Source organism: Novosphingobium sp. PhB165, assembly GCF_004341845.1.
Classification (GTDB): Bacteria; Pseudomonadota; Alphaproteobacteria; order Sphingomonadales; family Sphingomonadaceae; genus Novosphingobium.
Genome location: NZ_SLVB01000001.1, coordinates 463,282 through 486,433 on the forward strand (window position 1 = coordinate 463,282; position 23,152 = coordinate 486,433).

The 23,152-nt window shown below is 64.0% G+C and carries 19 protein-coding genes and 1 pseudogene; 15 read left to right on the top strand and 5 right to left on the bottom strand.

Going from position 1 to position 23,152, the window contains the following annotated elements:
- Nucleotides 1-101 precede the first annotated feature (101 nt).
- The 3 genes from EDF56_RS02260 to EDF56_RS02270 are packed head-to-tail and all read left to right on the top strand — an operon-like array spanning nucleotide 102 to nucleotide 3,182.
- Complete coding sequence (locus EDF56_RS02260; RefSeq protein ID WP_132385099.1) at nucleotides 102-893, top strand: SDR family oxidoreductase; 792 nt, start codon at nucleotides 102-104, stop codon at nucleotides 891-893.
- 23 nt (nucleotides 894-916) lie between these two features.
- Nucleotides 917-1,924 (top strand): alcohol dehydrogenase catalytic domain-containing protein, encoded by a 1,008-nt coding sequence (locus EDF56_RS02265; RefSeq protein WP_132385100.1) that lies wholly within the window; start codon nucleotides 917-919, stop codon nucleotides 1,922-1,924.
- Nucleotide 1,925: 1 nt separating this feature from the next.
- Complete coding sequence (locus EDF56_RS02270; protein ID WP_132385101.1) at nucleotides 1,926-3,182, top strand: MBL fold metallo-hydrolase; 1,257 nt, start codon at nucleotides 1,926-1,928, stop codon at nucleotides 3,180-3,182.
- Between the two features lie 195 nt (nucleotides 3,183-3,377).
- Here EDF56_RS02270 and EDF56_RS02275 read toward each other — a convergent pair whose 3' ends face one another.
- Nucleotides 3,378-4,475 carry a helix-turn-helix transcriptional regulator gene (locus tag EDF56_RS02275; RefSeq protein WP_132385102.1) on the bottom strand — a complete coding sequence of 366 codons (1,098 nt, stop codon included), beginning with the start codon at nucleotides 4,473-4,475 and terminating at the stop codon, nucleotides 3,378-3,380.
- An 87-nt stretch (nucleotides 4,476-4,562) separates the two neighbouring features.
- Between EDF56_RS02275 and cysD the strand changes: the two are divergent.
- The 11 genes and pseudogenes from cysD to EDF56_RS02330 all read left to right on the top strand — a co-directional run.
- Nucleotides 4,563-5,483: pseudogene (gene cysD, locus EDF56_RS02280) on the top strand (sulfate adenylyltransferase subunit CysD); the annotation flags it as partial.
- Nucleotides 5,484-5,601: 118 nt separating this feature from the next.
- On the top strand, nucleotides 5,602-7,539 hold the full coding sequence (gene cysN / locus EDF56_RS02285; RefSeq protein ID WP_132385104.1) for a sulfate adenylyltransferase subunit CysN: 1,938 nt from the start codon (nucleotides 5,602-5,604) through the stop codon (nucleotides 7,537-7,539).
- Entirely contained in the window at nucleotides 7,539-8,279 is a 741-nt protein-coding gene (locus EDF56_RS02290; RefSeq protein WP_132385105.1) for a 3'(2'),5'-bisphosphate nucleotidase CysQ, read from the top strand. The genes cysN and EDF56_RS02290 overlap by 1 nt, the downstream gene beginning before the upstream one ends.
- Nucleotides 8,280-8,352: 73 nt before the next feature.
- Nucleotides 8,353-9,021, top strand: coding sequence for a TetR/AcrR family transcriptional regulator (locus EDF56_RS02295; RefSeq protein ID WP_132385106.1), 669 nt, complete (start codon nucleotides 8,353-8,355; stop codon nucleotides 9,019-9,021).
- Between the two features lie 291 nt (nucleotides 9,022-9,312).
- The gene (locus EDF56_RS02300) at nucleotides 9,313-10,296 is read left to right on the top strand and encodes an MDR family oxidoreductase (RefSeq protein ID WP_132385107.1); all 984 of its coding nucleotides are present in this window, start codon (nucleotides 9,313-9,315) and stop codon (nucleotides 10,294-10,296) included.
- A gap of 107 nt (nucleotides 10,297-10,403) precedes the next feature.
- A complete protein-coding gene (locus EDF56_RS02305; protein ID WP_132385108.1) occupies nucleotides 10,404-12,104 on the top strand; it encodes a class I adenylate-forming enzyme family protein in 1,701 nt (566 codons plus the stop codon).
- A gap of 12 nt (nucleotides 12,105-12,116) precedes the next feature.
- The gene (locus EDF56_RS02310) at nucleotides 12,117-12,533 is read left to right on the top strand and encodes a nuclear transport factor 2 family protein (protein WP_132385109.1); all 417 of its coding nucleotides are present in this window, start codon (nucleotides 12,117-12,119) and stop codon (nucleotides 12,531-12,533) included.
- A 93-nt stretch (nucleotides 12,534-12,626) separates the two neighbouring features.
- Nucleotides 12,627-13,073 carry a MarR family transcriptional regulator gene (locus EDF56_RS02315; protein WP_132385110.1) on the top strand — a complete coding sequence of 149 codons (447 nt, stop codon included), beginning with the start codon at nucleotides 12,627-12,629 and terminating at the stop codon, nucleotides 13,071-13,073.
- A gap of 166 nt (nucleotides 13,074-13,239) precedes the next feature.
- Nucleotides 13,240-13,977 (top strand): SDR family oxidoreductase, encoded by a 738-nt coding sequence (locus tag EDF56_RS02320; RefSeq protein WP_132385111.1) that lies wholly within the window; start codon nucleotides 13,240-13,242, stop codon nucleotides 13,975-13,977.
- A 47-nt stretch (nucleotides 13,978-14,024) separates the two neighbouring features.
- Nucleotides 14,025-15,503 (top strand): aldehyde dehydrogenase family protein, encoded by a 1,479-nt coding sequence (locus EDF56_RS02325; RefSeq protein WP_132385743.1) that lies wholly within the window; start codon nucleotides 14,025-14,027, stop codon nucleotides 15,501-15,503.
- 46 nt (nucleotides 15,504-15,549) lie between these two features.
- Entirely contained in the window at nucleotides 15,550-16,290 is a 741-nt protein-coding gene (locus EDF56_RS02330; RefSeq protein ID WP_243652339.1) for a TetR/AcrR family transcriptional regulator, read from the top strand.
- Nucleotides 16,291-16,483: 193 nt separating this feature from the next.
- Here the strand turns inward: EDF56_RS02330 and eco are convergent, their stop codons facing one another.
- The 3 genes from eco to EDF56_RS02345 all read right to left on the bottom strand — a co-directional run bounded on the left by eco (nucleotide 16,484) and on the right by EDF56_RS02345 (nucleotide 20,403).
- Nucleotides 16,484-17,110 carry a serine protease inhibitor ecotin gene (gene eco / locus EDF56_RS02335; RefSeq protein ID WP_347812963.1) on the bottom strand — a complete coding sequence of 209 codons (627 nt, stop codon included), beginning with the start codon at nucleotides 17,108-17,110 and terminating at the stop codon, nucleotides 16,484-16,486.
- 240 nt (nucleotides 17,111-17,350) lie between these two features.
- Nucleotides 17,351-18,169 carry an enoyl-CoA hydratase/isomerase family protein gene (locus tag EDF56_RS02340; protein ID WP_132385113.1) on the bottom strand — a complete coding sequence of 273 codons (819 nt, stop codon included), beginning with the start codon at nucleotides 18,167-18,169 and terminating at the stop codon, nucleotides 17,351-17,353.
- A gap of 23 nt (nucleotides 18,170-18,192) precedes the next feature.
- Entirely contained in the window at nucleotides 18,193-20,403 is a 2,211-nt protein-coding gene (locus tag EDF56_RS02345) for an acyl-CoA dehydrogenase (protein WP_132385114.1), read from the bottom strand.
- A gap of 217 nt (nucleotides 20,404-20,620) precedes the next feature.
- On the opposite strand from EDF56_RS02345, the gene EDF56_RS02350 reads away from it, so the two are divergent.
- Nucleotides 20,621-21,961 carry an amidohydrolase family protein gene (locus tag EDF56_RS02350; protein ID WP_132385115.1) on the top strand — a complete coding sequence of 447 codons (1,341 nt, stop codon included), beginning with the start codon at nucleotides 20,621-20,623 and terminating at the stop codon, nucleotides 21,959-21,961.
- Nucleotides 21,962-22,037: 76 nt separating this feature from the next.
- Here the strand turns inward: EDF56_RS02350 and EDF56_RS02355 are convergent, their stop codons facing one another.
- Nucleotides 22,038-22,844 (bottom strand): helix-turn-helix domain-containing protein, encoded by an 807-nt coding sequence (locus EDF56_RS02355; RefSeq protein WP_132385116.1) that lies wholly within the window; start codon nucleotides 22,842-22,844, stop codon nucleotides 22,038-22,040.
- Nucleotides 22,845-23,152 lie beyond the last annotated feature (308 nt).

The following is a 23,152-nucleotide window of genomic DNA, read 5'->3' on the forward strand; positions in this document are numbered from 1 at the left end:
ATTCTATGATTGCCAAGCTTGCGGGACAAGCCGCCCACGGGAAACATCGCGCCAACGAAAGTGCCGGCAAGAAGGCCGGTAACGGGATCGAGGAGAGAATGATGGCCAAGGGCCTTTTTGACTGCACGGGCAAGGTGACGGTGGTGACCGGTGGTAACGGCGGCATCGGCTTCGGCTTTGCCATGGGCGTGGCCAAGATGGGCGGCGATGTGGCGATCTGGGCACGCAATGCTGAAAAGAGCGCCAAGGCCAAGGCTGAGCTGGAAGCAGCGGGCGCGGGCAAGGTGATCGCCTATCAGGTGGACGTTTCGGAAGAAGCCAACATCATCGCCGGCTACCAGCAGGTGATGGCGGACTTCGGCCGCGTGGACTGCGTTTTCGCGAACTCTGGCGCCAGCCCCCGCTACAACTCGGCGTTCGAGATGCCGACCGATCACTGGTATGAATTCCAGAAGACCGCGCTGCACGGCGCTTTCTTCACTCTGCGCGAAGCGGCGCGGCTGATGAAGGAGCGTGTGGAAGCGGGCGATCAGAGCGGCGGCAGTCTTGTCGCCTGCGGTTCGCTTTCGCTGTTCCAGGGCCTTGCGGGCAAGATGGAATATGCCTCGTCCAAGGCGGCGATTGCCGCGGCGGTGCGCTGCCTTGCCATCGAACTCGCGCCGCTCGGCATTCGCGCCAACGTGGTCGCGCCGGGTCTTATCATCACTCCGATGATGGGCGAGGGCGCCCGCGCCGATGCCGTGGCGGCGCATTTCGCGCCGACGATTCCGATGAAGCGCACCGGCTATCCGGCGGACTTCGAAGGCATTGGCGCTTACCTTTGCTCAGACGCCAGCTCGTTCATGACCGGCGAGACGGTCACGATCGACGGCGGCTACATGGTTCGCCCCTGAGCGACCGGAAGAGGAGAGAAGCAATGGAACTGCTCAAGATCCACGGCGTCGGCGATGTTCGCGTCGATGCTTACGAACGCCCGGTGGCCGGGCCGAAGGACGTGGTCGTCAAGATGAAGTCGGTCGGCATTTGCGGATCGGACCTGTCCTACATCAAGATGGGCGGGATTCCGCCGGGCGTGGAGACCGCGCTGGGCCATGAAGGTGCGGGTGAGGTCATGGAAGTCGGCGCCGAAGTCGCAGGCATCTCGGTGGGCGATCCGGTGATCGTCAATCCTATGATGACGCCCAGCAACATCGGCTCGGGCGGCCCGGAAGGTGCGTTCACGCAGGAACTGCTGGTGCGCGAGGCACGGCTGGGCGATTCGATCCTGCCGATCCCCGAGGGCATTTCCTATGACGTCGCCGCCATGTGCGAGCCGCTGGCGGTCGCCATGCACGGCGTCAACCGCGCGGACGTGAAGCCGGGCGACAAGGTTGTCGTGTTCGGCTGTGGGCCGATCGGCCTTGGCATGCTGCTCTGGTTGATCGATCGCGGCGTGACTGACGTGGTGGCGCTCGATCTTTCCGAGGAACGGTTGGAGCGCGCGCGGGCGCTTGGCGTGCAGGCGGCACTCGATCCGAGCAAGGTCGATCTTCGCGCGGAACTGGCGAAGCTCCACGGCGAAGTGCCGAGCTATGGCCGTGTGGGCGTGGGCACCGATGCCTTCATCGACGCGGCAGGCGCGCCGAACATCCTCACCGAAGTGATCATGATGGCCAAGCTTCACGCCAAGCTCGTCATCACGGCGGCCTACATGCGGCCCATCGAGTTCCCGGTCGGCCGCATGTTGACCAGCGAAATGACGATCACCACGGCGGTCGGCTACCCGACCGAAATGCCCGAAGTGATCGCCGCCATGCCGCGCCTGAAGGACAAGATCGCGGCGATGATCAGTCACAAGCTGCCGTTCAGCGAGATCATGAAGGGCCTGGAAATCGCTGCGACGCCGCAGTCCGCCAAAGTCATGATCGGTATCGAGGAGGCTTGAAATGCCAAGTGCTGACAGTGTGAAGGACGCCGGGCCGAAGCTGGCAGGTCTGGTCCGCTCGGGCGACGAGCAGGCCGAAGCCATCGCGATCACCGATTTCGTCTTCCAGGCGAACGATATCTCGAACGCCTACCTCGTGACGACGTCCGAGGGCGATGTCGTGATCAATACCGGCTTCATGGACAATGCGGAGCGCACCAAGCGCCTGCTGACCCCGCCGCGCACTGGTCCGCTGGCCTTCATCATCCTTACCCAGAGCCATGCCGATCACTTCGGCGGCGTGCCGGAATTCCTGGAAGACGGCACGCAAGTGGTCGGCGGTCCGGGCTTCAATGAAGCACTTTCGGACATGATGAGCCTTCAGCCCTTCTTCGGGCCGAGGAGCGGGAAGCTCTGGGGATCGACGCTCAAGCGCGGCGGTTCGCCCAAGCCGGCGCCGAATGTGGTTCCGGACATTCTGGTCGATCGCCGCCTGACTATCGATCTTGGCGGGCGCACGTTCGAACTGATCTCCACGCCGGAGGGGGAGACCATCGACTCGCTCACGGTCTGGATGTCCAAGGAGAAGATCGCCTTCACCGGCAATGTCTTCGGGCCGGTCTGGCTGTCGATGCCGTTCCTCAACACCCTGCGCGGCGACAAGCCGCGTCTGGTGCGCAATTACCTGAAGTCGCTGGAGACGATCCGCGACCTTGGGGCCGAGATCGTCGTTACCGGGCATGGCGAGGCCATTCGCGGTGCCGAACGCATCCGCGCCGATCTCGACAGAATGCACGCTGCGGTCAGCTATGTGCGCGACTATACGCTGGAAGGCATGAAGGCGGGCAAGGACGTGCACAGGCTGATGCGCGAATTCGCCTGGCCCGAGGGACTGGAGATCGGCGAATTCCACGGCAAGGCGGCTTGGGCGGTGAAGTCGATCTGGCGCGAGTATTCGGGCTGGCTGCACTATGAGGACGGTACCACCGCGCTTTACGGCGTGCCGCGTTCGAGCGTGGATGCCGATTTGGTCGAACTGGCCGGCGGTGCGGCGAAGTTGGCCGAACGGGCGCAGGCGAAGCTGGATGCGGGCGCTCCGCTGGAGGCTGTGCATCTGACCGATATCGCCCTCAGTGCCGAGCCGGACAATGCGGCGGTGCTGACCGTGCGCAAGGCGGCGCATGAGGCGCTGCTGGCGGCTTCGGGCGGCAAGAACCTGTCCGAGACGATGTGGCTGCGTTCGGAGATCGGCGCGATGGAGGCCAAGCTCAGCGATTGATGAGGGCTGGGTTATTCAGTCCAAGCACATCCTCTCAGTCCAATACTCCGTTGTCCCCGCGAAGGCGGGGACCCCGCTTGTTCTTCTGGCCTTGCGCTAGGACGCAAAAAGGAAGCGGGGTTCCCGCCTGCGCGGGGGCGACGAAGTTTTTGGGTTTGAGGGTGGTTTTGGGGCGCAGCGTTGGGAAAGCGCCCGTTACGCCATCACTGCGCTGCTCTCATAAACCAGCCGCACCAGTTCGGCCTGCCCGCGCACGCCCAGCTTGGCATAGAGTCGCTTGGAGTAATTGCGCGCCGTTTCCAGCGTCAGGCCCATGCGCTCCGCCGCTTCGGCGATGGAGTGGCCGTCCGTCAGCGCCATCGCCAGCTCCGCCTCGCGCCGAGGCAGATCGAAGATTTCGGCCAGTCGCTCGGCGCTATGATCCGAATGCGGCCGGGGTAGGGTGCAGAGCGCCAGGATTGCCGGTGCCGCGAGGGCCTCGGCATTCTCGGCGGGCATCAGCAGCGCTTCGATATGCGGATTGTCCCGCAGAAGTAGCGGTCGCGCAGACAATGTACGGTCCTGTGTCATTTCCGTCGCGATGGCCGCCAGCTTGCGCTCGGCGGCGAGGTCCAGGCCCAGCACGCGCTCACCCGGACGCAGCGCCGCGCCGCAGTGCGCTTGCCAGAATTCCGCCAGTGCTGGATCGGCCGCGAGCACGCGCGCTTCGGCGTCGAGCAGCATCCAGCCCTTGCCGGTGCGCTCCAGCCCCATGGCGTTGATCCGCGCGGAAAGCCGGTCGCGGTCCATCGCCACGAGATTTTCGACCGCGATGGCCACGTAAGGCGCCAGGCTGGAAAGCAAGGCGCTGTCCGCCGCCGAGCACTCACGTGCGCGCGCCATCATCAACCATGCGCTGTAGCGTTCGCCACTGGCGATCCGCACCACGCGCTCGTCTCCGATGCCAAGCTTCGCCATGCGCCGGTTGCGATCCGCGCGCGCCACGGGGTCGTGATCGATCATCTCCCCGATCGAATAGACCCGCCCCGGCCGCAGGCTGTCGTAGAGGTAGCGGTCGAGGTCGAACGGCCCAGCCTGTTCCGACTCGCGGGTACGTTTGCGCAAGTCGATTCCGGCATAGCTTTCGACAATCGCAGCGTGTGGCCCATCGCCCATGCGAAGGATCAGGCTGACGTAATCGGCCTGCGTGCGACGACGCAATCTTTCCAGAAATGTCGAAAAGCGCGGATTTTCGGCATTTCCTTGAAAGAGCGGGATCAGGAGATCGGTCTCGTCGTTGCTGGTTAGGGCCATACCCTCCCATATGGGAGGTTCGCGCGAATGTCATCCCTGCGATTCGGAATCGGGACTGTTTGAAACCCAGCCAACGGGCATGAGCCCAGGGCAGAGGAAGACCTGATGAAAACACTCACGCATCTGGAGCGTCTCGAAGCCGAGAGCATCCACATCATCCGCGAAGTCGTCGCCGAAGCTGAAAAGCCGGTGATGCTCTATTCGGTCGGCAAGGACAGCGCAGTGATGCTGCACCTTGCGCGCAAGGCGTTCTATCCATCGCCGCCGCCGTTCCCGCTGCTTCACGTCGACACGACGTGGAAGTTCAAGGCGATGTACGAACTGCGCGACAAGATGGCGCGTGAGAGCGGCATGGAACTGCTGGTCTACCAGAACCCCGAAGCCATCGAGAAGGGCATCAATCCCTTCGACCACGGCGCGCTCCACACCGATATGTGGAAGACCGAAGGGCTGAAGCAGGCGCTCGACAAGTATGGCTTCGATGCGGCCTTCGGCGGCGCCCGCCGCGACGAGGAAAAGAGCCGCGCCAAGGAGCGCATCTTCTCGTTCCGCACCTCCTCGCACGGCTGGGACCCGAAGAACCAGCGCCCGGAACTGTGGAACCTCTACAACGCCAAGAAGTCGCGCGGTGAATCGATCCGCGTCTTCCCGATCTCCAACTGGACCGAGCTGGACATCTGGCAGTACATCCACCTGAACGACATCCCCATCGTGCCGCTCTACTTCGCCGAAAAGCGCCCGACCGTGGAGCGTGACGGCATGCTGCTGATGGTGGACGACGAACGCTTCCCGCTTCAGCCGGGTGAAGTACCGGTCGAACGCTCGATCCGTTTCCGCACGCTCGGCTGCTACCCGCTGACCGGCGCGGTGGAGAGCGAGGCGAAGACGCTTCCCGAAGTGATTCAGGAAACGCTCCTCACCACCACATCCGAGCGGCAGGGCCGCGCCATCGACAAGGACGCCGGCGGTGCCGGCATGGAAGTCAAGAAGCAGCAAGGCTACTTCTAAGACCCCGTTCCCTGTTCCCGCTCAGGGTGTGCTTGTTAGAGCCCCCTGAGCGATGCGCCAATGCCCTTCGATCCTTCGATAAATTCGGGACTCAAGGGCGAGCGGAGAGAGATTGATCATGGCTGATATTGAAACCAAAGAAGCCGTCTACGTCACCGATCAGCTGATCGCGGACGATATCGACGCATACCTCGTCCAGCACGAGCACAAGACGATGCTGCGCTTCATCACGTGCGGCAGCGTCGACGACGGCAAGTCCACCCTGATCGGGCGCCTGCTCTACGATTCGAAGATGATCTTCGAGGACCAGCTGGACGCGCTCCAGTCGGACTCCAAGAAGGTGGGCACGCAGGGCCAGGAGATCGACTTCGCGCTGCTGGTCGACGGTCTTGCCGCAGAGCGCGAGCAGGGCATCACCATCGACGTTGCTTATCGCTTCTTCAACACCGAGAAGCGCAAGTTCATCGTCGCCGACTGCCCGGGCCACGAACAGTACACCCGCAACATGGTCACCGGTGCCTCCACCGCCGACCTTGCGGTGATCCTGATCGATGCGCGCAAGGGCGTGCTGGTGCAGACGCGCCGCCACTCGTATCTGTGCCACCTGATCGGCATCAAGAACATCGTCCTTGCGGTCAACAAGATGGACCTCGTGGATTACAGCCAGGAGGTCTTCGACAAGATCGTCGCGGACTATACCGAGTTCGCCACTTCGATCGGCATCGAAAACTTCACCGCGCTGCCGATCTCGGGCTTCAAGGGCGACAACATCACCACGCTCTCGGAAAAGACCCCGTGGTACAAGGCGCCGCAGTACGCGGGTATCCCGCTGGTCGAGCATCTGGAAACGGTGGAGGTTCTCTCCTCGGTCGATGCCGACAAGCCGTTCCGTCTGCCGGTGCAGTGGGTGAACCGTCCGAACCTGGACTTCCGCGGTTTCTCGGGCCTGATCGCCACCGGTTCGGCGAAGGCGGGCGACAAGATCCGCGTCCTGCCTTCGGGCAAGACCAGCACGATCACCCGCGTCGTCACTTATGACGGCGATCTGGAAGAAGCGGTTGCCGGCCAGTCGGTCACCGTCTGCTTCGCGGATGAGATCGATTGTTCGCGCGGTTCGGTGATCTCGGTCGCCGACAGCCCGCCGCAGACCGCCGATCAGTTCGAGGCGACTTTCGTGTGGATGGCGGACGAGGCCATGGTGCCCGGCCGCGCCTACTGGCTGAAGATCGGCACGCAGGTCGTGTCGGCAACGGTTCAGGAGCCGAAGTACGAAGTCAACGTCAACACGATGGAGCATCTGGCGGCCAAGACGCTGGAGCTGAACTCGATCGGCGTGGCGGAACTGACCACCGACAAGCAGATCGTGTTCGAGGCCTATGCCGACAACCGCACGCTCGGCGGCTTCATCCTGATCGACAAGATGACCAACGCCACGGTGGCGGCGGGCATGATCCACTTCTCGCTGCGCCGTTCGCAGAACGTGCACTGGCAGGCCGTGGACATCGATCGCAAGCAGCACGCCGGTCTCAAGAACCAGCGTCCGGCGGTGCTGTGGTTCACCGGTCTTTCGGGCTCGGGCAAGTCGACCATCGCCAACCTTGTCGAGAAGAAGCTGCACCGGATGAACCGGCACACCTTCCTGCTCGATGGCGACAACGTGCGCCATGGGCTCAACAAGGATCTGGGCTTCACCGAGGCCGACCGCATCGAGAATATCCGCCGCGTGGGCGAAGTCTCGAAGCTGATGACCGACGCCGGCCTGATCGTGATCACCGCCTTCATCTCGCCGTTCCAGGCGGATCGTGAGATGGTGCGGGCGATGCTGCCGGAAGGCGAGTTCTTCGAAGTGTTCATCGACACGCCGCTGAAGGTGGCCGAGGCGCGCGACGTCAAGGGCCTCTACAAGAAGGCGCGTTCGGGCGAACTGAAGAACTTCACGGGTATCGACAGCCCCTACGAGGCGCCGCGCAATCCGGAAATCCGCATCGACACCACGGCGATCTCGCCGGAAGACGCGGCCAACCTGATCGTCGACACCTTGCTGGGAGACGCTTGATGACGATGGCGAATGACGGCGATCTCGCCGCGCATCTCGCGGAAGTGGCAGGGAAAATCCTGCTCGACGTGCGGGCATCCGGCCTGTTCGAAGGCAAGTCGCTGGGCAAGGCGGGGGATCAGACCGCCAACCAGTTCCTCTGCCACGCCCTTCGCGAGCAGCGGCCCGAAGACGGGCTGCTCTCCGAAGAGGAGAAGGACAATGCCGAGCGCCTGACCAAGGAGCGGGTGTGGATCGTCGACCCGGTCGACGGCACCCGCGAATATGGTGAGGAGCGTGCCGACTGGGCGGTTCACATCGGCATGGCGGTGGACGGTGCACCGGTGCTTGGCGCGGTTGCGTTGCCGGGGGCAGGGGTAGTCCTGCGCTCGGACCAGCCGGGCAAAGTGCCGCCCGCGCCGGAAGTGCTGCGTATGGTCGTCAGCCGTACGCGTCCTGCCAAGGAAGCGACCGGCGTGGCCGAAGCCATCGGGGCCGAACTGGTACCGATGGGCTCGGCCGGGGCCAAGGCCATGGCGATCCTTCGCGGAGAGGCGGATATCTACCTCCACTCCGGCGGTCAGTACGAATGGGACAGCTGCGCCCCCGCCGCTGTCGCTCAGGGCTGGGGCCTGCATGTCTCGCGGATCGACGGCAGCCCGCTGGTCTATAACCGCGAGGACGTCTATATGCCGGATCTGCTGATCTGCCGTAAGGAACATGCAGCGCTGGTGCTGGAGAAGGTCAAGGACTTCCTCTGAGGACAAGCTAATCAACATTGTCGTTTACTAAGCCTGCCGCTATGCTCGCCCGTTCAATCAAGGAGGGGCGAGCATGGAGGCAAGAATACGGCGCAGGACGCGCGACCCGGTCGCGACGCGGGCCGCCATTCTCGACGCCGCGGCCAACCTGCTTGCCAAGGACGGGCCCGAGGGGGTCAGCCTTTCCGCCGTCGCCCATCTCGCCGCCGTCAATCGCGGTACCGCCTACCAGCATTTCGAGACGCGCGAAAAGCTGATCGAGGCCGCCATCCAGTGGGTCTCCGACAAGCTTTTTCGCGCCGTTTTCGGCGATCCCGAGACGGTCGGCGAACGCCGCGTGGAAGAAGTGGACGTGGTCTCGCTCACCGATCGGCTGTGCGACTTCGCGATGGATAACCCCGATATTTGCCGCGTCTGGCTCCAGCAAGTGCTGGCCTCGCCCGATCCTTCCCAGGACCCGTTCTGGCGGGAATATTGCGGATCGCTGGGCCGTTTCGCGGGCACCGATCTGGCCGAGCCGGGCATCGACTTCGAGGTCTATTCAGTGATGAACCTTGCCGGCGTGTTCTTCTGGCCGATCCTCGCGCGCGCCCATGCCGCCGGGGAGGGCGAGCGCCGCGAGCTGTCACGCCGCTATTCGCGCGAAATTCTGCGGCTTTCGATGTACGGTACGATGCGGGCCAAGGCCTTCCCGAAGGTCGCGGACCTGCTGGCGGCGCATGGGGTTTCTCCGGGCGGCTGAGGCAGCCTGCCTAGAGCCTCCCACTCCACCAACCCATCGTCATTGCGAGCGCAGCGAAGCAATCCAGAGCGGAGTGAGCCCGGCTCTGGATTGCTTCGCTGCGCTCGCAATGACGAGGAAGGGGGCGAGGGCGGAGTGCGACTTCACCACCTCAGCCGATACCCCGTCCGTGATGCCGCTTCGCCTAGGCGATGGCGTGGGGCAGCGGCATTGACGGAGCGGCGCATATTCCCTTTCAGCTTGGGCCTGCATCGTAGGGCAAGAGCCAGCCCAACCCTGAGGGAGTATGCCATGTTTTCCGCTATCGTGATCGACAAGACCGACGAGGGCCAGACGGTCACTCTCCAGCAGCTCGACGAGAGCGCGCTGCCCGAAGGTGATGTCGCTATCGACGTCGCTTTCTCGACGCTCAATTTCAAGGACGGCCTTGCCGTTACCGGCGCTTCGCCCGTCGTGCGCAAGTTCCCGATGGTGCCCGGCATCGACCTCGTCGGCACCGTGACCGAAAGCAGCCATGCCGACTGGAAGGCCGGCGATACCGTCGTGCTCAACGGCTGGGGCGTGGGCGAAGGCCACTGGGGCGGCCTGTCGCAGAAGGCCAAGCTCAAGGGTGACTGGCTGGTGCCGCTGCCCGCCGCATTCACCCCGGCACAGGCCATGGCGATCGGCACCGCCGGTTACACCGCCGCGCTTTGCGTCGATGCACTGGTCGACTGGGGCGTGACGCCCGATCAGGGCGAGATCCTCGTGACCGGCGCCACCGGCGGCGTCGGCTCGGTGGCCATCGCCATTCTCAAGAAGCTGGGCTACTCGGTCGCCGCGCTGACCGGCAAGGCTTCCGAAGCGGACTACCTCAAGTCGCTCGGCGCCGAGACCATCATTGATCGCGCCGAACTCGCCGAAAAGGGCAAGCCGCTCCAGAAGGAGCGTTGGGCGGGTGTCATCGACACGGCCGGCAGCCACACGCTCGCCAATGCCATCGCGCAGACCAAGTACGGCGGCGCGGTTGCCGCTTGCGGTCTGGCGCAGGGCTTCGACCTGCCGTCGACCGTCATGCCCTTCATTCTGCGCGGCGTCTCGCTGCTCGGCATCGACAGCGTCATGGCGCCCAAGGCCAAGCGCCTGAAGGCCTGGGATCGCCTCGCCAAGGATCTCGATCCGGCCGCGCTGGAGACCATCGGCCAGACCATCGGTCTGGGCGAAGCCATCGAGGCTGCGAAGAAGTTCATGTCCGGTGAGGTCAAGGGCCGGTACATCGTCGATGTGAACGCCTGATGCAGCCGGGCGCGGCGGCGGGTTTGAGGGAGCCCGCCGCTGCGCCCATCCCCCATCATGGGGCATGGGAAACGGGGCACAGAGCCCCGCAGGATGACGAGGAAGGCATGGTCGAAGTCACGGACGGTCTGTCCATTGCGCGCGGCATTCCGCTCTCCGAGGAGCAGGGCATCGGCCCGCTGACGCTGGGCGGCTTCGTCCGCGAGGTCACGCGGCGCCATGGTCCGGCCGAGGCGGCGGTAATTCACCTTGGCGACAAGGTAGAGCGCTGGACCTACGACGATCTCTGGGCGCGTTCGATGGAAGTCGCGCGCGCACTATCGGCCTGCGGTGTCGGCAAGGGCACGCGCGTCGGCATTCTGGCGACCAACCGCCTCGAATTCCTCTCCAGCGTCTTCGGCACCGCGCTTGCGGGCGGTGTCGCGATGACGGTGAGCACCTTCTTCACGCCCGCCGAACTGGAAACCGTGCTGGGCATGGGCGGCTGTTCGGTGCTGCTGCTCGAACGCAGCGTCCTCAAGAAGGACTTCGCCCAGATCCTGGTCGATCTGGAGCCGCAAATCGGCACCGCGAAGCCGGGCGAGGTCGCCTCCACGAAATTCCCGTTCCTGCGTCACCTCGCGGTGATCGACAGTGACGAAGGCCTCGGCGCGATCGAGGGCTGGAGCACGTTTCTCGCGCGCGGAAACAGCGTCGATCCGGCGCTGGTCGAAGCGGCGGCAGCCTCGGTGCAGCCGAGCGATCCCGGCGTGCTGTTCTTCTCCTCGGGTTCGACCGGCAAGGCCAAGGGCATTCTTTCCGCCCATCGCGGCGTCTGCCTGCAACTCTGGCGCTGGCCGCAGTGGTACGCGATCAAGGAGCCGCCGCGCACGTGGTCGGCCAACGGATTCTTCTGGTCCGGCAACTTCGCGATGGCGCTGGGCGGTACGCTCGGCTCGGGCGGTTCGCTGGTGCTCCAGCGCTGGTTCGATGCCGAGGAGGCGCTGGCGCTGATGGAGGCGGAGCGGGCGACGATGATCCTCGCCTGGCCGCACCAGTGGGCCCAACTCATGGCCGCGCCGAATTACGAGACGGTCGACCTGTCGCCGATGATCTATCTCGACGCGCTGACGCCTTGCGCCAAGCATCCGTCGATTTCGACGACATGGCGCGAACCGGCGCAGGCCTTCGGCAATACCGAGACGTTCACGCTGATCTCGGTCTTCGCCTCGGGCACGACCGAGGATGTGGCGGGCAAGTCGCATGGGCTGCCCACTGCCGGGGCCACGATCAAGATCGTCGATCCACTCAGCGGCGCGACGATGCCGCTGGGCGAACGCGGCGAGATCGCGGTGAAGGGGCCGACGCTGATGCTGGGCTACCTCGGCATCCCGCTCGACGAGACGCTCGACGGCGATGGTTTCCTGCGCACGGCGGATGGTGGCTATATCGACGAACAGGGCCGCCTGTTCTGGGAAGGGCGCCTCAACGACATCATCAAGACCGGCGGCGCCAATGTCTCCCCGCTCGAGATCGACGAAGTGATCCGCGCCCATCCCGAAGTGAAGATGGTGCAGACCGTGGGCGTTCCGGACGAGCTGCTGGGCGAACTGGTGGTCTCCTGCGTCGTCCCGGTCGAGGGGGCGAGCCCGCAAGCCGGCTCGATCCGCGATTTCGCGAAGGAAAAGCTGGCCAGCTACAAAGTGCCGCGCCGGGTGCTCTTCGTCGCTGAAAGCGACCTCAAGACCACGGGCAGCGCCAAGATCAAGACGGCGGATCTCCGCAAGCTGGCTGCCGAGCGACTGGAGGCGGAAGCCACGCCCGGTTGAGGAGAGAATAGCGTGACACAGGCACTGGATTTCGGCGACTGGCTGGAGATATGCAATCTCAAGGCCCGTTACTGCCGGCTGCTCGATACCAAGGACTGGGATGGCTGGGCCGCGCTTTTCACCGAGGATTGCGAGATCGATACGCGCCCGGCCGGTGGCACGCTGGAAAAGGGGCGCGATCGGTTCGTCTCGATGGTGTGCACCTCGCTCGCCGATGCGAAGACCGCGCACCAGATCCACTCGCCCGAGATCACCGTCGATGGCGACCGTGCCGAAGTCATCTGGGCCATGCAGGACCGGGTGATCAAGGACAGTTTCGCGCTCACCGGTTATGGCCATTACCATGAGACTTACGTGCGCACGGCGGAAGGCTGGAAGATCGCACGGCAGACGCTCTCGCGCCTGATCGTGGACATGACCAAGGCCTGACGCGCCTGTCAGGAAGGGGCAGCGCCCGGGCGTTCATTCGGCGGGCCGGGCGATTTCACTCGCCAATGGCCGGTAAGCGGGTATCTCGGGTGCATGGAACGCAAGATCGGCACTGTCCTGTCGCAAGTGGCGCGCTTGATGCGCCGCTCTTTCGACGAGCGGGCCCGGGCGATCGGCGTGACAAGGCCGCAATGGCAAGTGCTCAGCGTGCTCCGGCGGGCGGAAGGCATCAACCAGGGTGGCCTTGCCGAAATCCTTGAGGTTGAGCCGATTACTGCCGGTCGCATGATCGACCGGATGCAGGATGGCGGGCTGGTCGAACGCCGCGCCGACCCGGCCGACCGTCGCGCCTGGCGGCTCTATCTGACCGAGCGGGGCCGTGAACTGCTCGAACAGCTTCAGCCGCTGGCGGAGGAGACTGCCGATATCGCGCTCGAAGGCGTGCCCGATGCGGATATGGAGCGGCTGCTTGAAGTGCTGGAGACGATGCGTCTCAACCTTACGCGCAACCGCCCTTCGGATGCTTCGGTCCAGAGCTGATTATCCCGCTGAGTTTCGAGCCGAATTCGGTTTTGGCTGGGCATCGCCGGGACGCTCCTGTCGAACCATCGTGGCCGCGATAGGCAGCGGCTTGCGCACGGGCTAGGGTATGGGAAATCGTGTCGGTCAAAGCTCCGGCGCAAGAACGAAAACGAGTGGAGGATGCGTGGGTAAGACGATCGTGATCACTGGCGCCGGTGCCGGCCTCGGCCGCGCGCTCGCAAGGCGTTTCGCCAGTGAAGGGGAAACCGTGATCCTGCTGGGGCGCACGCTGTCCAAGGTGCAGGAACTGGCCGACGAGATCGGCGGCACTGCCATGGCGGTGGAATGCGACGTCGCTTCTGCCGATTCCGTGCGCAAGGCTTTCGCGACGATTGCCGAAAAGCACCCGAAGATCGACGTGCTGATCAACAATGCCGCGATCTACGAGCCGTTCACCGTGGCCGAGGCGACCGACGCGCAGATCGACGGCATCATCGCCACCAATCTCAATGGCCCGATCTACTGCTGCCGCGCCGCGATCCCGATGCTGGAAAAGGGCGGGCAGATCATCAATGTGGGCAGCGAATCCATCGCCGTGCCTTTCGTGATGCTCTCGCTTTACCAGACCACCAAGGCGGCGATCGAACGCTTTACCGAAGCGCTGGTCGAGGAACTCGAACCCGCCGGCATTCGCGTCACCACCGTCCGCGCCGGGCCGATGTACGAGGCCGGCAAGACGGCGCCCGGCTGGGATCCCGATGCCGCCATGCGTTTCCATCAGGGCTGTGCCGCCAATGGCATTGACCTGCGCACGCGTCCGATCTCGCAGACCGAGAACGTGACCGGCGTGTTCCGCTCGGTGCTGGATCTGCCGGCAGACGTGCGCGTGACCCACGTCTCGGTCGGAGCGCGGCACCCATGAGCGACGCCCAAATCCTGCAAGACCCCATTCCCGCCAAGGATCAGACGATGACCACTCTTCCCGAAGCCAAGCTTTATATCGACGGCCAACTGCGCGGCGCCAGCAATGGCGGCACTTTCGACGTCATCAGCCCCTGGACCGGTGAGCCGGTGGGCAAGGCCGCTGACGCCACCGCCGACGATGTGAACGCGGCCATCGCCGCCGCCCGCCGCGCGTTCGACGAGACCGACTGGTCGACCAACATCGAGAAGCGCGTGGCGCTGGTGAAGAAGTATCGCGAGCTGTTCGAAGCCGCTCGTCCGCGCCTCGGCGAACTCGCCATCTACGAAGCCGGTGCGGCGCAGGGTGCGGTCGGCCGCGCCCATGTCGATATGGCGCTCAACGGCTGGGACGATTACATGGCCGTGTTCGACAAGGTGGAGTGGGAGAAGGACTATGGCGAGAAGCCGGCCTTCGGCATGATCCACAAGCGCGTCGGCGTGCGTGAGGCAGTCGGCGTGGTGGGTGCGATCACCCCTTGGAACGTGCCGCTTTACGTCAACATCGGCAAGATGGTCGCCGCGTTGCTCGCGGGCTGCACCGTGATCCTCAAGCCCGCGCCGGATACCCCCGGCATGGGCGCGATCTTCGGCGAACTCGCCAAGGAAGCGGGCTTCCCCGACGGCGTCATCAACGTCGTGTTCGGTGCCGATCCGGCGCTGGCGGGTGAAATGCTCGTCACCGACCCGCGCGTGGACCTGATCTCGTTTACGGGCTCCACTGGCGTCGGCAAGCGCATCATGGAGCAGGGCGCGGCCACTCTGAAGCGCGTGTTCCTCGAACTCGGCGGCAAGTCGGCCAAGATCGTGCTCGACGATGCCCCGAACTTCGCGATGGAAGTGGGCATGGCGATGCTCGTGTTCCACGCCGGTCAGGGCTGCGCCGTGCAGTCGCGCCTGCTGGTTCCCAAGAGCCGTTACGAGGAAGCCAAGGCCATCCTCAAGGGCGCTTACGGCAACTTCGGCGACAACTGGGGCGATATCGAGAACCCGGCGCATATCATGGGCCCGGTGATCTCGAAGCGTCAGATGGAGCGCGTAAAGAGCTACATCGACCTCGGCCAGGAAGAGGGCGCCACGCTGCTCGCCGGCGGCCAGATCCGTCCCGACAAGGGCGGCGGCTATTTCGTCGAGCCGACCTGCTTCGTGGATGTCACCAACGACATGCGCATCGCCCAGGAGGAAATCTTCGGCCCCGTACTGGTCGTCATCCCCTACGAGGACGACGAGGACGCCATTCGGATTGCCAACGCCAGCTCCTACGGCCTTTCGGGCGGCGTATCGGGCGATCTCAATCGGGCGATCAATATCGCCAAGCGCGTGCGCACCGGTTCGATGAGCGTCAACAACGGCATGTGCATTGCCGGCGACATTCCCTTCGGCGGCTACAAGGCAAGCGGCATGGGACGCGAATGGGGTGTCGAAGGCATCGAGGAATTCACCGACGTCAAGATCCTCGCCTGGCCGGTCGGCCAGGCGGCGGCCTGACGAACGCAGTTCGGACGAGGCTTTTCTGGTAAGCGACACCGGAGAAGTGACACCCGAGCCCGATGGCGGCGGGGAGGAACCGGTTATTCCGGCCATCCCGCCGTACCTCGCGTCCGCGGTCACCGATGCTGGAGCGGCGATCAGCCACAATCTTCATGGCCAGAGGATGGGCCGCAAGGGACGCGTCACGCGTGAGCGGATCCTTGCGGCGGCCATCGAACTTGTCGAGAAGACCGACGAGCCGGTAACGTTGGGTGCTGTTGCGCGCACGGTCGGCCTCGGGATGACGTCGATCTACAATTACTTCACCGACTTCACCGAACTGCTGCTTGCAGTGCTGGAGCCGGTGATGGGCACTGCGCACGAGGAGTATTTCGCGCTCGTCCGTGATTATTGGTCCGACGACGAGTTGGAGGCGCGCTCCACGGAATTCGTGCGTTCCTATCACGATTTCTGGGCGCGCCACACCGGCCTGTTGCACTTGCGTAACTCGTTGGCGGATCAGTTCGACGTGCGCATCATGCACCAGCGCGTCAATTCGACGCGGCCGCTGATCGGCCTTTTCGTCGCGCAAATGGATCCGCGCGGTGCGTTGGGCGACACGGCCGTGTTGATGGCGACGACCTTGATGACGGGTATCGAACGCTCGATCACGCTGGCGACCGACCGGCGTTTGCAGCGCATTCTCGGCACGCTGCCGGGGCGGCGCGAGGAAAATCTGGTGGAAATCAATGCGCGGCTGATGGAACTGGCGATCCGCGATACGCGGGAGCGGGCAGCCCGGTAAACGAGTAGGAGGCGGACGTATATCGCCCGCCTCCGGTTCGTCAGGTCAAGCCGTCGCCCATCCGATTACCGTATGGCGGCTTCCGGGAGCGGAGTGGGCGGCCTAGAGCGACTGCATCGGATCTACCGCTCTAAACTTTTGGTTTGTCGAATTTTCCGAGTTATCGGGTGATCCTACCTGATTGGAAAATGCTCTAGTTTTGTGATCGCGCCATGACTTCCGGGCCCGCTTTCCATATGCGGTATCGGACCTGAACGTCGTTGGGCGCGAAGATCACCAGCGGCAGGCGGCTGTTGTAGCGCAGCAGCGGTTCGTCGGAACTGCGCACGAATTGTCTGGTCTTGGCGGTGTTCGGGCAGGCCATGAGAGTGCTGGCAGGTTGTCCGACGGACGTGACGACATGATAGTCATATCCCCAGCCTTTCACCGTGCGGGCCTCCATCCGGGACGAGAACATCGCGCGGTTACAGTCGACCAGCATCGATCGACCTATGATCACGCCGACTTTCAGCGCATTCTCATCGGCGGCATGCGGCAGGAAGATGACCCAACGGGTCTGACCGGCGGGTGCTCGCGGAAATGCGGCCAGTTCCTGCTGCGGGGTGCGTTGCGCCACGACCGGGCTCGCTGCCGTGAGAGTGCTGCCGACCAAGGCCAGGGCGAGGAGGAGCCGATGCCCTCCACCGGCAGGACGAACGTTCGAGCTGTTTGAGGCACTGTGAAATCCCATCGCGGCATCCTCCCGTGCAAGTGGCATCGCGCTGCGGTCTCGGCGGACTTTTCCTCGCCGGCGAAGATCGCTTTCCGATGGCCTATTCATGCGCCGATCCGGCGCGCGGGTCTATCCCCCAAGAAACAAGAGGAATTCGAACGCTAGCAGCTTCAAATTTGGAGGCGCGATGGAAGCATGGCTTCCCGTCGGCGGAGGGGAGGGGAACTGCGCCGGTGGCGCGTATCTGTGCCGGGATTCGCATCCAGAGACAGGCAAGTGATATGACTCCGGCAGAGCACGCTGCACTTCCGTTTCCGGAGGAGTGGCGCGTGCTCTGCCGTGTCGAAATTACTTCTTCTTGCCGCCCACGCCCTTCAGATACTCTTCCATGCCCCGAATGTAGTCGGGGTTGAGCATCAGAGCGCTGTTGGCCATGCGTTCGACATGGCGTGCGGAATCGCGTCCGACTTCGGCGCAGAGTTCGATGGCGACCTTGGCCGCGCCCATCTGTTCCGGGTTCTGCTTCGCCAGATGACGGCAGAAATCCATGACGTCCGCTTCGAACGTCTCGTCCTCATAGACCTGGTGGACCAGCCCCATGGTGAAGGCCATGTCGGCCGAAGCAGGCTTGTTCGCCATGATCAGCCAGCGCGCCCAGTGCGGCCCGCAGATCCGCGTGAGGCGGGATACGCCGCCCGATGCCGGAAGCACGCCGAACAGGCCTTCGGGGAAGGCATAGGCAGCGCTCTTGGCAGCAAGGCGGAAGTCGCACGAAAGGCTCATTTCCAGCCCGCCGCCCACGCACATGGCATGATGCGCGACGACGAAGGGCTTCTCGATATGCTCGATCTCATCCCAGAGCTGCTGCATGTTGTTGAGGTTGAGCCGGTGGTTCTCGCGGATGCCCCGCGCGCTGCCGCCGGTGGACACGGGCGAGACGATGTTCTGGTTGCCCCCACGCAAGTCCGCGCCCGAGCTGAAATAGCGCCCCGCCGAGCGGATCAGCATGACTTTCAGTTCAGGCGTCTCGCGAAAGCGCAACACGGCCTCGGTCAGCAGATCCATCATCTGGCGGCTGATCGCGTTGAGCTTGTCCGGCCGGTTCAGCGTAACGATCAGGATGCCGTCCTGATCTTCGGTCAGCAGGTGCGGTGCTTCTTCGGTCATCGTATGCCCCTCAATTTCGCGCATCAGTTCCGCGACCGCGGCAGGCCGAGGCCCTTTTCGGCAATCATCGAGCGGTGCACCTGGCTGGTGCCGCCGTAAATGGTCGTCCCATGGGCATGGCGATAGGCGAGGTTGAGCGCATTCGCCGCGCCCTTGCGCTTGGCCAGCGAATAGGGCGCCGTCAGATCGAGCAGGTCACGCGAATCGGTGATGAACAGCTCGGACGAGAACATCTTCGCCATCGGGCCATAGGCACCGTTGCCCTTGCCGTGGACCTGCGTCCAGTTGGCGCGGTAGGCGATCATCTCGGACGCGAGCACATTGGCGTAAGTGCGCGCCAGCCGGGCCTGCGCCTTGGGCGTGTCGATCAGCTTGCCGCCACCGGCTACGGGGATTTCCTCGCAGAGTTCGACCGCGTTCTCCAGCATCGCGCGCTGGACTTTGGCGAAGCCGCCGCCGTGTTCGAGTTCGAGGCTGGCCGCCATGGTCCGGCCGCCGGCATTGATCTCGCCCAGACGCCAGGTGTCGGGGATGCGCACGTTGTCATAGAACGTGATATTGGTGCGCTCGTCCATGAAGGTATGGACGGCCTGGACGGTGACGCCCTCTGCCTTCAGCGGCACGATGAACATCGTCAGGCCCTTGTGCTTGGCAGCGTCCGGATCGGTGCGGCAGAGCATCAGCACATAGTCGGTCAGATTGGCGCCGCTGGTCCACATCTTGGTGCCGTCGATCCGCCAGGATCCGTCCTCAAGCTGCGTGGCCTTGCACTGCGCGGCGAACACGTCCGATCCGCAGCCCGGTTCCGAATAGCCCAGCGAGCAGATCGCATCGCCCGCCATGACCTTCGTCAGCACGTCGCGCTTCAGTTCCTCGGTACCGAAGCGGTACATGATGAGGGCCACCATCTGCGCAACATTGGCGACCGGATTGTTCCAGCCTTCTTCCTCGAAAGCAGAGCGCGCGCCCGTTACCGCGTAAGGGCTGAGGCCGCGCCCACCCACGTCCTTGGGAAGCTGGAGGTAGGCAAGATTCGCCTCGACCAGCTGCTTGTGGATCACCGGATTATGACCTTCCCACGAGAAGTGGAACTTCTCGCGCTGTTCGTCGGTGACGTTCTTGGCGAAGAATTCGTGGATTTCCTGCTGGATTGCGCGGGCATCCTCGCCAAGGTCGAATTCGACCGGCACTTCGCCCACGTCGGGAAGGCTGGTCGCCTCGCCCGCGTAAAGGCGGCGTCCGGCTTCGGCCAGCCAGTCTTCCGGGTCGCCCGCCACCAGCGGCCAAGCCTTGGCGCGCAAGTTGTAGAGGTGGACGTCATGTTCGGTGGTAAGGCCGATGCCGCCGAAAGTCTGCACCGCGTGGCGTACCGTGCGGCCCGCAGCGCCTGCGGCGTACCACGCCGCCAGCGAAATCTGCGCGCCGGCTTCGGCATCGCCGTCGGCGATCGAGCGCATGGCCTTCCACGCCAGGAACTTGGCGGAATCGATCTCGCAGATGAGGTCCGCCATCGGGTGCGACAGCGCCTGGAACGTGCCGATGAACACGCCGAAGGCTTTGCGCTCGCCTGCATATTCCGCCGCCGTGGCCAGCGCCGCGCGGCTGAGGCCGGACAGGGCCAGCGCCATCAGCAGCTTCCACTCCTCAAGGCCGCTGGCGAAAGTCGCAAGCGCTTCGTCGCCGCTGCCCAGGACAGTCGTGGGGAGGGCGGCGAGATCGAGTTCCGCAATGGCCGTGGAGGCGAGAGTCGGCTCGGCAATGCGCGCTTCCGCGGGTACCGAAACGAGCACGACATCGTTGCCCTTGCGTGCAATGACTGCCTCGGCAACCAGACCGCCTGCGACCCACTGCTTCGGGAACTGCGCGATGTCCTGCATGGCCACGGTTACCACCGCTTCGCCGCCGACGGCGCTTGCAAGGAGGTCTTCCTGACCGCCCAGCAGGCCCAGCAGGCGCGTGGCCACCAGCGCTTCGGCCAGCGGGCCGGAGGCGAGAGTGCGGCCGGCCTCTTCCATCAGCAGGCCCGCGTCGAACAGGCCCAGGCCCATGCCGTCCGCCTCTTCGGGAACGCGCATGGCAAAGGCGCCCAGTTCGGCAAGACCTGCCCACATCTCGGCGTCGAAACCGCCGTTCTCCTGCGCCTTGCGTACGCGCGCCGAACTTGAATTCTCGTCAAGAAAGCGCGCGAAAGTCTCGCGCATCATGGACTGTTCGTCGGTGAGGTCGAAGTTCATGTTTCAGGCTTTCCCCGGGGCTTTTTCTTGTGACGTTTCCCCGTCCTCATCATACCTCGCCGCCCTGTTCAATCACCGCCCCTCCGCAATCGCAGGCGCGATAGCTCGGCATGAGTGCTGGCCGGTCGGGGAGGGGAGGCGTAGCTTCTCAAACCAAGGCGCCGAAGATGCGCCCGCCGGGGACCTATCCGGCCCGGCAACGAATGGGAGTGCCGAAATGGAAATGAACGACATGGTGCTGATCAGTGTCGACGATCACATCAGCGAACCGCCAGACCTGTTTCAGAACCACCTCTCGGGTGCTGCGTTGGAAAGCGCGCCGAAGCTCGTGCAGGACGAGCATGGCAAGGACCTGTGGACCTATCAGGGCATGAAGTTCCCGTCGGTGGGCCTCAATGCTGTGGTCGGCCGTCCTTTCGAGGAATACGGCATGGAGCCGACCTCGCTCGATCAGCTTCGCGCCGGTTGTTATGATGTGCATGAGCGCATCAAGGACATGGACGTCAACGGCATTGCGTCCTCGCTGAACTTCGGTTCGGTGTTCGACTTTGCCGGCGGCCGCCTCCACCGCGTGCCCGACCGCGAACTCGCGAAAGTCCATGTAAGCGCTTATAACGACTGGCATATCGACGAGTGGTGCGGCGCCTATCCGGGCCGTTTCATCCCCTGTGCGATCCTGCCAACCTGGGACATGGAGGCGACGATCGCCGAGCTGAAGCGCGTGTCGGCCAAGGGCTGCCACACCGTCTCGATCAGCGAGAACCCGACCTGCCAGGGCCTGCCGAGCATCCATAACGCCTATTGGGATCCGTTCTACAAGGCGATCAACGATCTCGACATGACGATCTGCATCCACATCGGCGGCGGCAATCCGGCGCCCCATGCCTCGATGGAGACGCCGATCGAGGCGTGGATCTCGACGATGCCGATGTCGATCGCCTATGCCGCGTCGGACTGGCTCCAGCTTGAGGCGCTGCACCAGTATCCGGACATGCGCATCGCGCTTTCGGAAGGTTCGATCGGGTGGGTGCCCTACTTCACCGAGCGCGCGGATTTCTCGAACTGGCGGCACAAGGCCTGGACCAACTCGCGCTTCCAAAAGATGAAGCCCAGCGAAATGTTCAAGCGGCACTTCCTCAACTGCTTCATCGACGATGCCTTCGGCCTTCAGAACATCCAGTTCATCGGTGAGGACAATATCGCTTACGAGTGCGACTATCCGCATTCCGACACGCTGTGGCCGGAAGTGCCGGAGCACCTCTGGCCCTCGATCAACCATCTGACCGAAGCGCAGATCGACAAGATCACGCACAAGAACGCGATGCGCTGGTTCCGCTTCGATCCGTTCCAGCACTACAAGCGCGAGGAACTGACCGTTGGCGCACTGCGCGAGCGGGCGAAGGCGGAAAACGTCGATACCAGCCCCAAGTCCTCGCAGGGTGAGCGCCCGGTCGAGGAAGGCGATACCCGTCCTGTAACTTCGGGCGACATCATGAAGATGTTCATGCGCCACGAAGATACGGACCGGACCAAGCGGATGCAGAAGCAGGAAGCCTGAAACGAAAATGGGCCCCGCGAGAGATCTCGCGGGGCCCGTTCCGTAACGGTGTGCGACCCGTTCAGGATTTGTTGGATTATGCGGCGTGCGGCAGCAGCTGTTCCGGCTCCGCGAACTGGACGGGATCGGGCAGGCACTTGCGCATGGCGTCGCTCAGCGACTGAAGCAGCGCTTCGGGGTTCACCTTGTCGTCCTTGCCGTAGATCAGGCTGATGACGAGCGGGTGGCCTTCGGGCTGGCGCGGGACAAGGCCGCACAGCGCTTCGGCGCCGCTGCCGAAACCGGCCGGACCGAACACATGGCGCGGATCGCGGCAGGCGTCGATGCGGGTCATCATGTCGCCGAACGTGAACTTGTTCAGTTCGTCCGCTTCGGCATTGAGGCGGCGAACCATGCCTTCGCAGCGCTGGCGTGTGACGGTCGAAAGCATCAGCCAGCCGGCGGCGCTTTGTGCCAGCGGTTCCTTGATGCCGCCCGAAAGCTCACGCGTGGCAGCAAGCGCGCGGGGGCCGTGGCGCCAGTTTACGATCTGCACGTCGAGGCCGACCATCGCATGAAGCGCGACCGAAAGGCCGGTCTGGGCGACCAGCCGGTCCATCAGGCGCACGATGCGGCCATCACGGACCAGCTCGGGCTGGCCCGAAGTGCCGATCAGCGCGGCGCGCGGGGTGAGGCTGTAGGCACGCGAATAGGGGTCCTTGTGGAGCAGGCCGAGTTCGACGAGGCTCGACAGCAGTTCCGACGTGCTCGACTGCGGGCGATTGTAGCGGCGAACGATGTCCATGACGGTGGCTTCGCGGTGGGCATCGTCGAAATATTCAAGCACCTCGATAACGCGGCGTGCGATCTTGGCCTTGTTCGATGACGTGGACTTTCCAGGCATGAGGTCTCTCCTCCCTCAAGGGTGGTTATTGGGTGAACTCACTTCTCTCCCGAGTCGGCTGTCAGAAAACTGAGCCCAACTCGTTTTTTGCTAAGCTTGGTTATCATTGCAGAAGGACGTCCGCAATAGGCTTCGCGCAGACGATTAATTGCGCGCACGCGCTTCTGTGGGAAACATCGCTAAATTCCGCGGTTCTTCGTCATCTGCGCTTCGGCAAGGCGTGATATTCGTGGGCCGGGCTGGTCAATCGCGCGGGCGGCGGCCATGATTCGGCGTGGGCCAAGTCACTGGCTGGAAGGGAATTGCCC

Excerpts from the sequence above, each read along its gene's own strand:
- EDF56_RS02260 (WP_132385099.1), top strand. The coding sequence starts at position 102 with ATGGCCAAGGGCCTTTTTGACTGCACGGGCAAGGTGACGGTGGTGACC.
- EDF56_RS02265 (WP_132385100.1), top strand. The coding sequence starts at position 917 with ATGGAACTGCTCAAGATCCACGGCGTCGGCGATGTTCGCGTCGATGCT.
- EDF56_RS02270 (WP_132385101.1), top strand. The coding sequence starts at position 1,926 with ATGCCAAGTGCTGACAGTGTGAAGGACGCCGGGCCGAAGCTGGCAGGT.
- EDF56_RS02275 (WP_132385102.1), bottom strand. The coding sequence starts at position 4,475 with ATGGCCCTAACCAGCAACGACGAGACCGATCTCCTGATCCCGCTCTTT.
- cysN (WP_132385104.1), top strand. The coding sequence starts at position 5,602 with ATGGCTGATATTGAAACCAAAGAAGCCGTCTACGTCACCGATCAGCTG.
- EDF56_RS02290 (WP_132385105.1), top strand. The coding sequence starts at position 7,539 with ATGACGATGGCGAATGACGGCGATCTCGCCGCGCATCTCGCGGAAGTG.
- EDF56_RS02295 (WP_132385106.1), top strand. The coding sequence starts at position 8,353 with ATGGAGGCAAGAATACGGCGCAGGACGCGCGACCCGGTCGCGACGCGG.
- EDF56_RS02300 (WP_132385107.1), top strand. The coding sequence starts at position 9,313 with ATGTTTTCCGCTATCGTGATCGACAAGACCGACGAGGGCCAGACGGTC.
- EDF56_RS02305 (WP_132385108.1), top strand. The coding sequence starts at position 10,404 with ATGGTCGAAGTCACGGACGGTCTGTCCATTGCGCGCGGCATTCCGCTC.
- EDF56_RS02315 (WP_132385110.1), top strand. The coding sequence starts at position 12,627 with ATGGAACGCAAGATCGGCACTGTCCTGTCGCAAGTGGCGCGCTTGATG.
- EDF56_RS02325 (WP_132385743.1), top strand. The coding sequence starts at position 14,025 with ATGACCACTCTTCCCGAAGCCAAGCTTTATATCGACGGCCAACTGCGC.
- eco (WP_347812963.1), bottom strand. The coding sequence starts at position 17,110 with ATGAATAGGCCATCGGAAAGCGATCTTCGCCGGCGAGGAAAAGTCCGC.
- EDF56_RS02340 (WP_132385113.1), bottom strand. The coding sequence starts at position 18,169 with ATGACCGAAGAAGCACCGCACCTGCTGACCGAAGATCAGGACGGCATC.
- EDF56_RS02345 (WP_132385114.1), bottom strand. The coding sequence starts at position 20,403 with ATGAACTTCGACCTCACCGACGAACAGTCCATGATGCGCGAGACTTTC.
- EDF56_RS02350 (WP_132385115.1), top strand. The coding sequence starts at position 20,621 with ATGGAAATGAACGACATGGTGCTGATCAGTGTCGACGATCACATCAGC.
- EDF56_RS02355 (WP_132385116.1), bottom strand. The coding sequence starts at position 22,844 with ATGCCTGGAAAGTCCACGTCATCGAACAAGGCCAAGATCGCACGCCGC.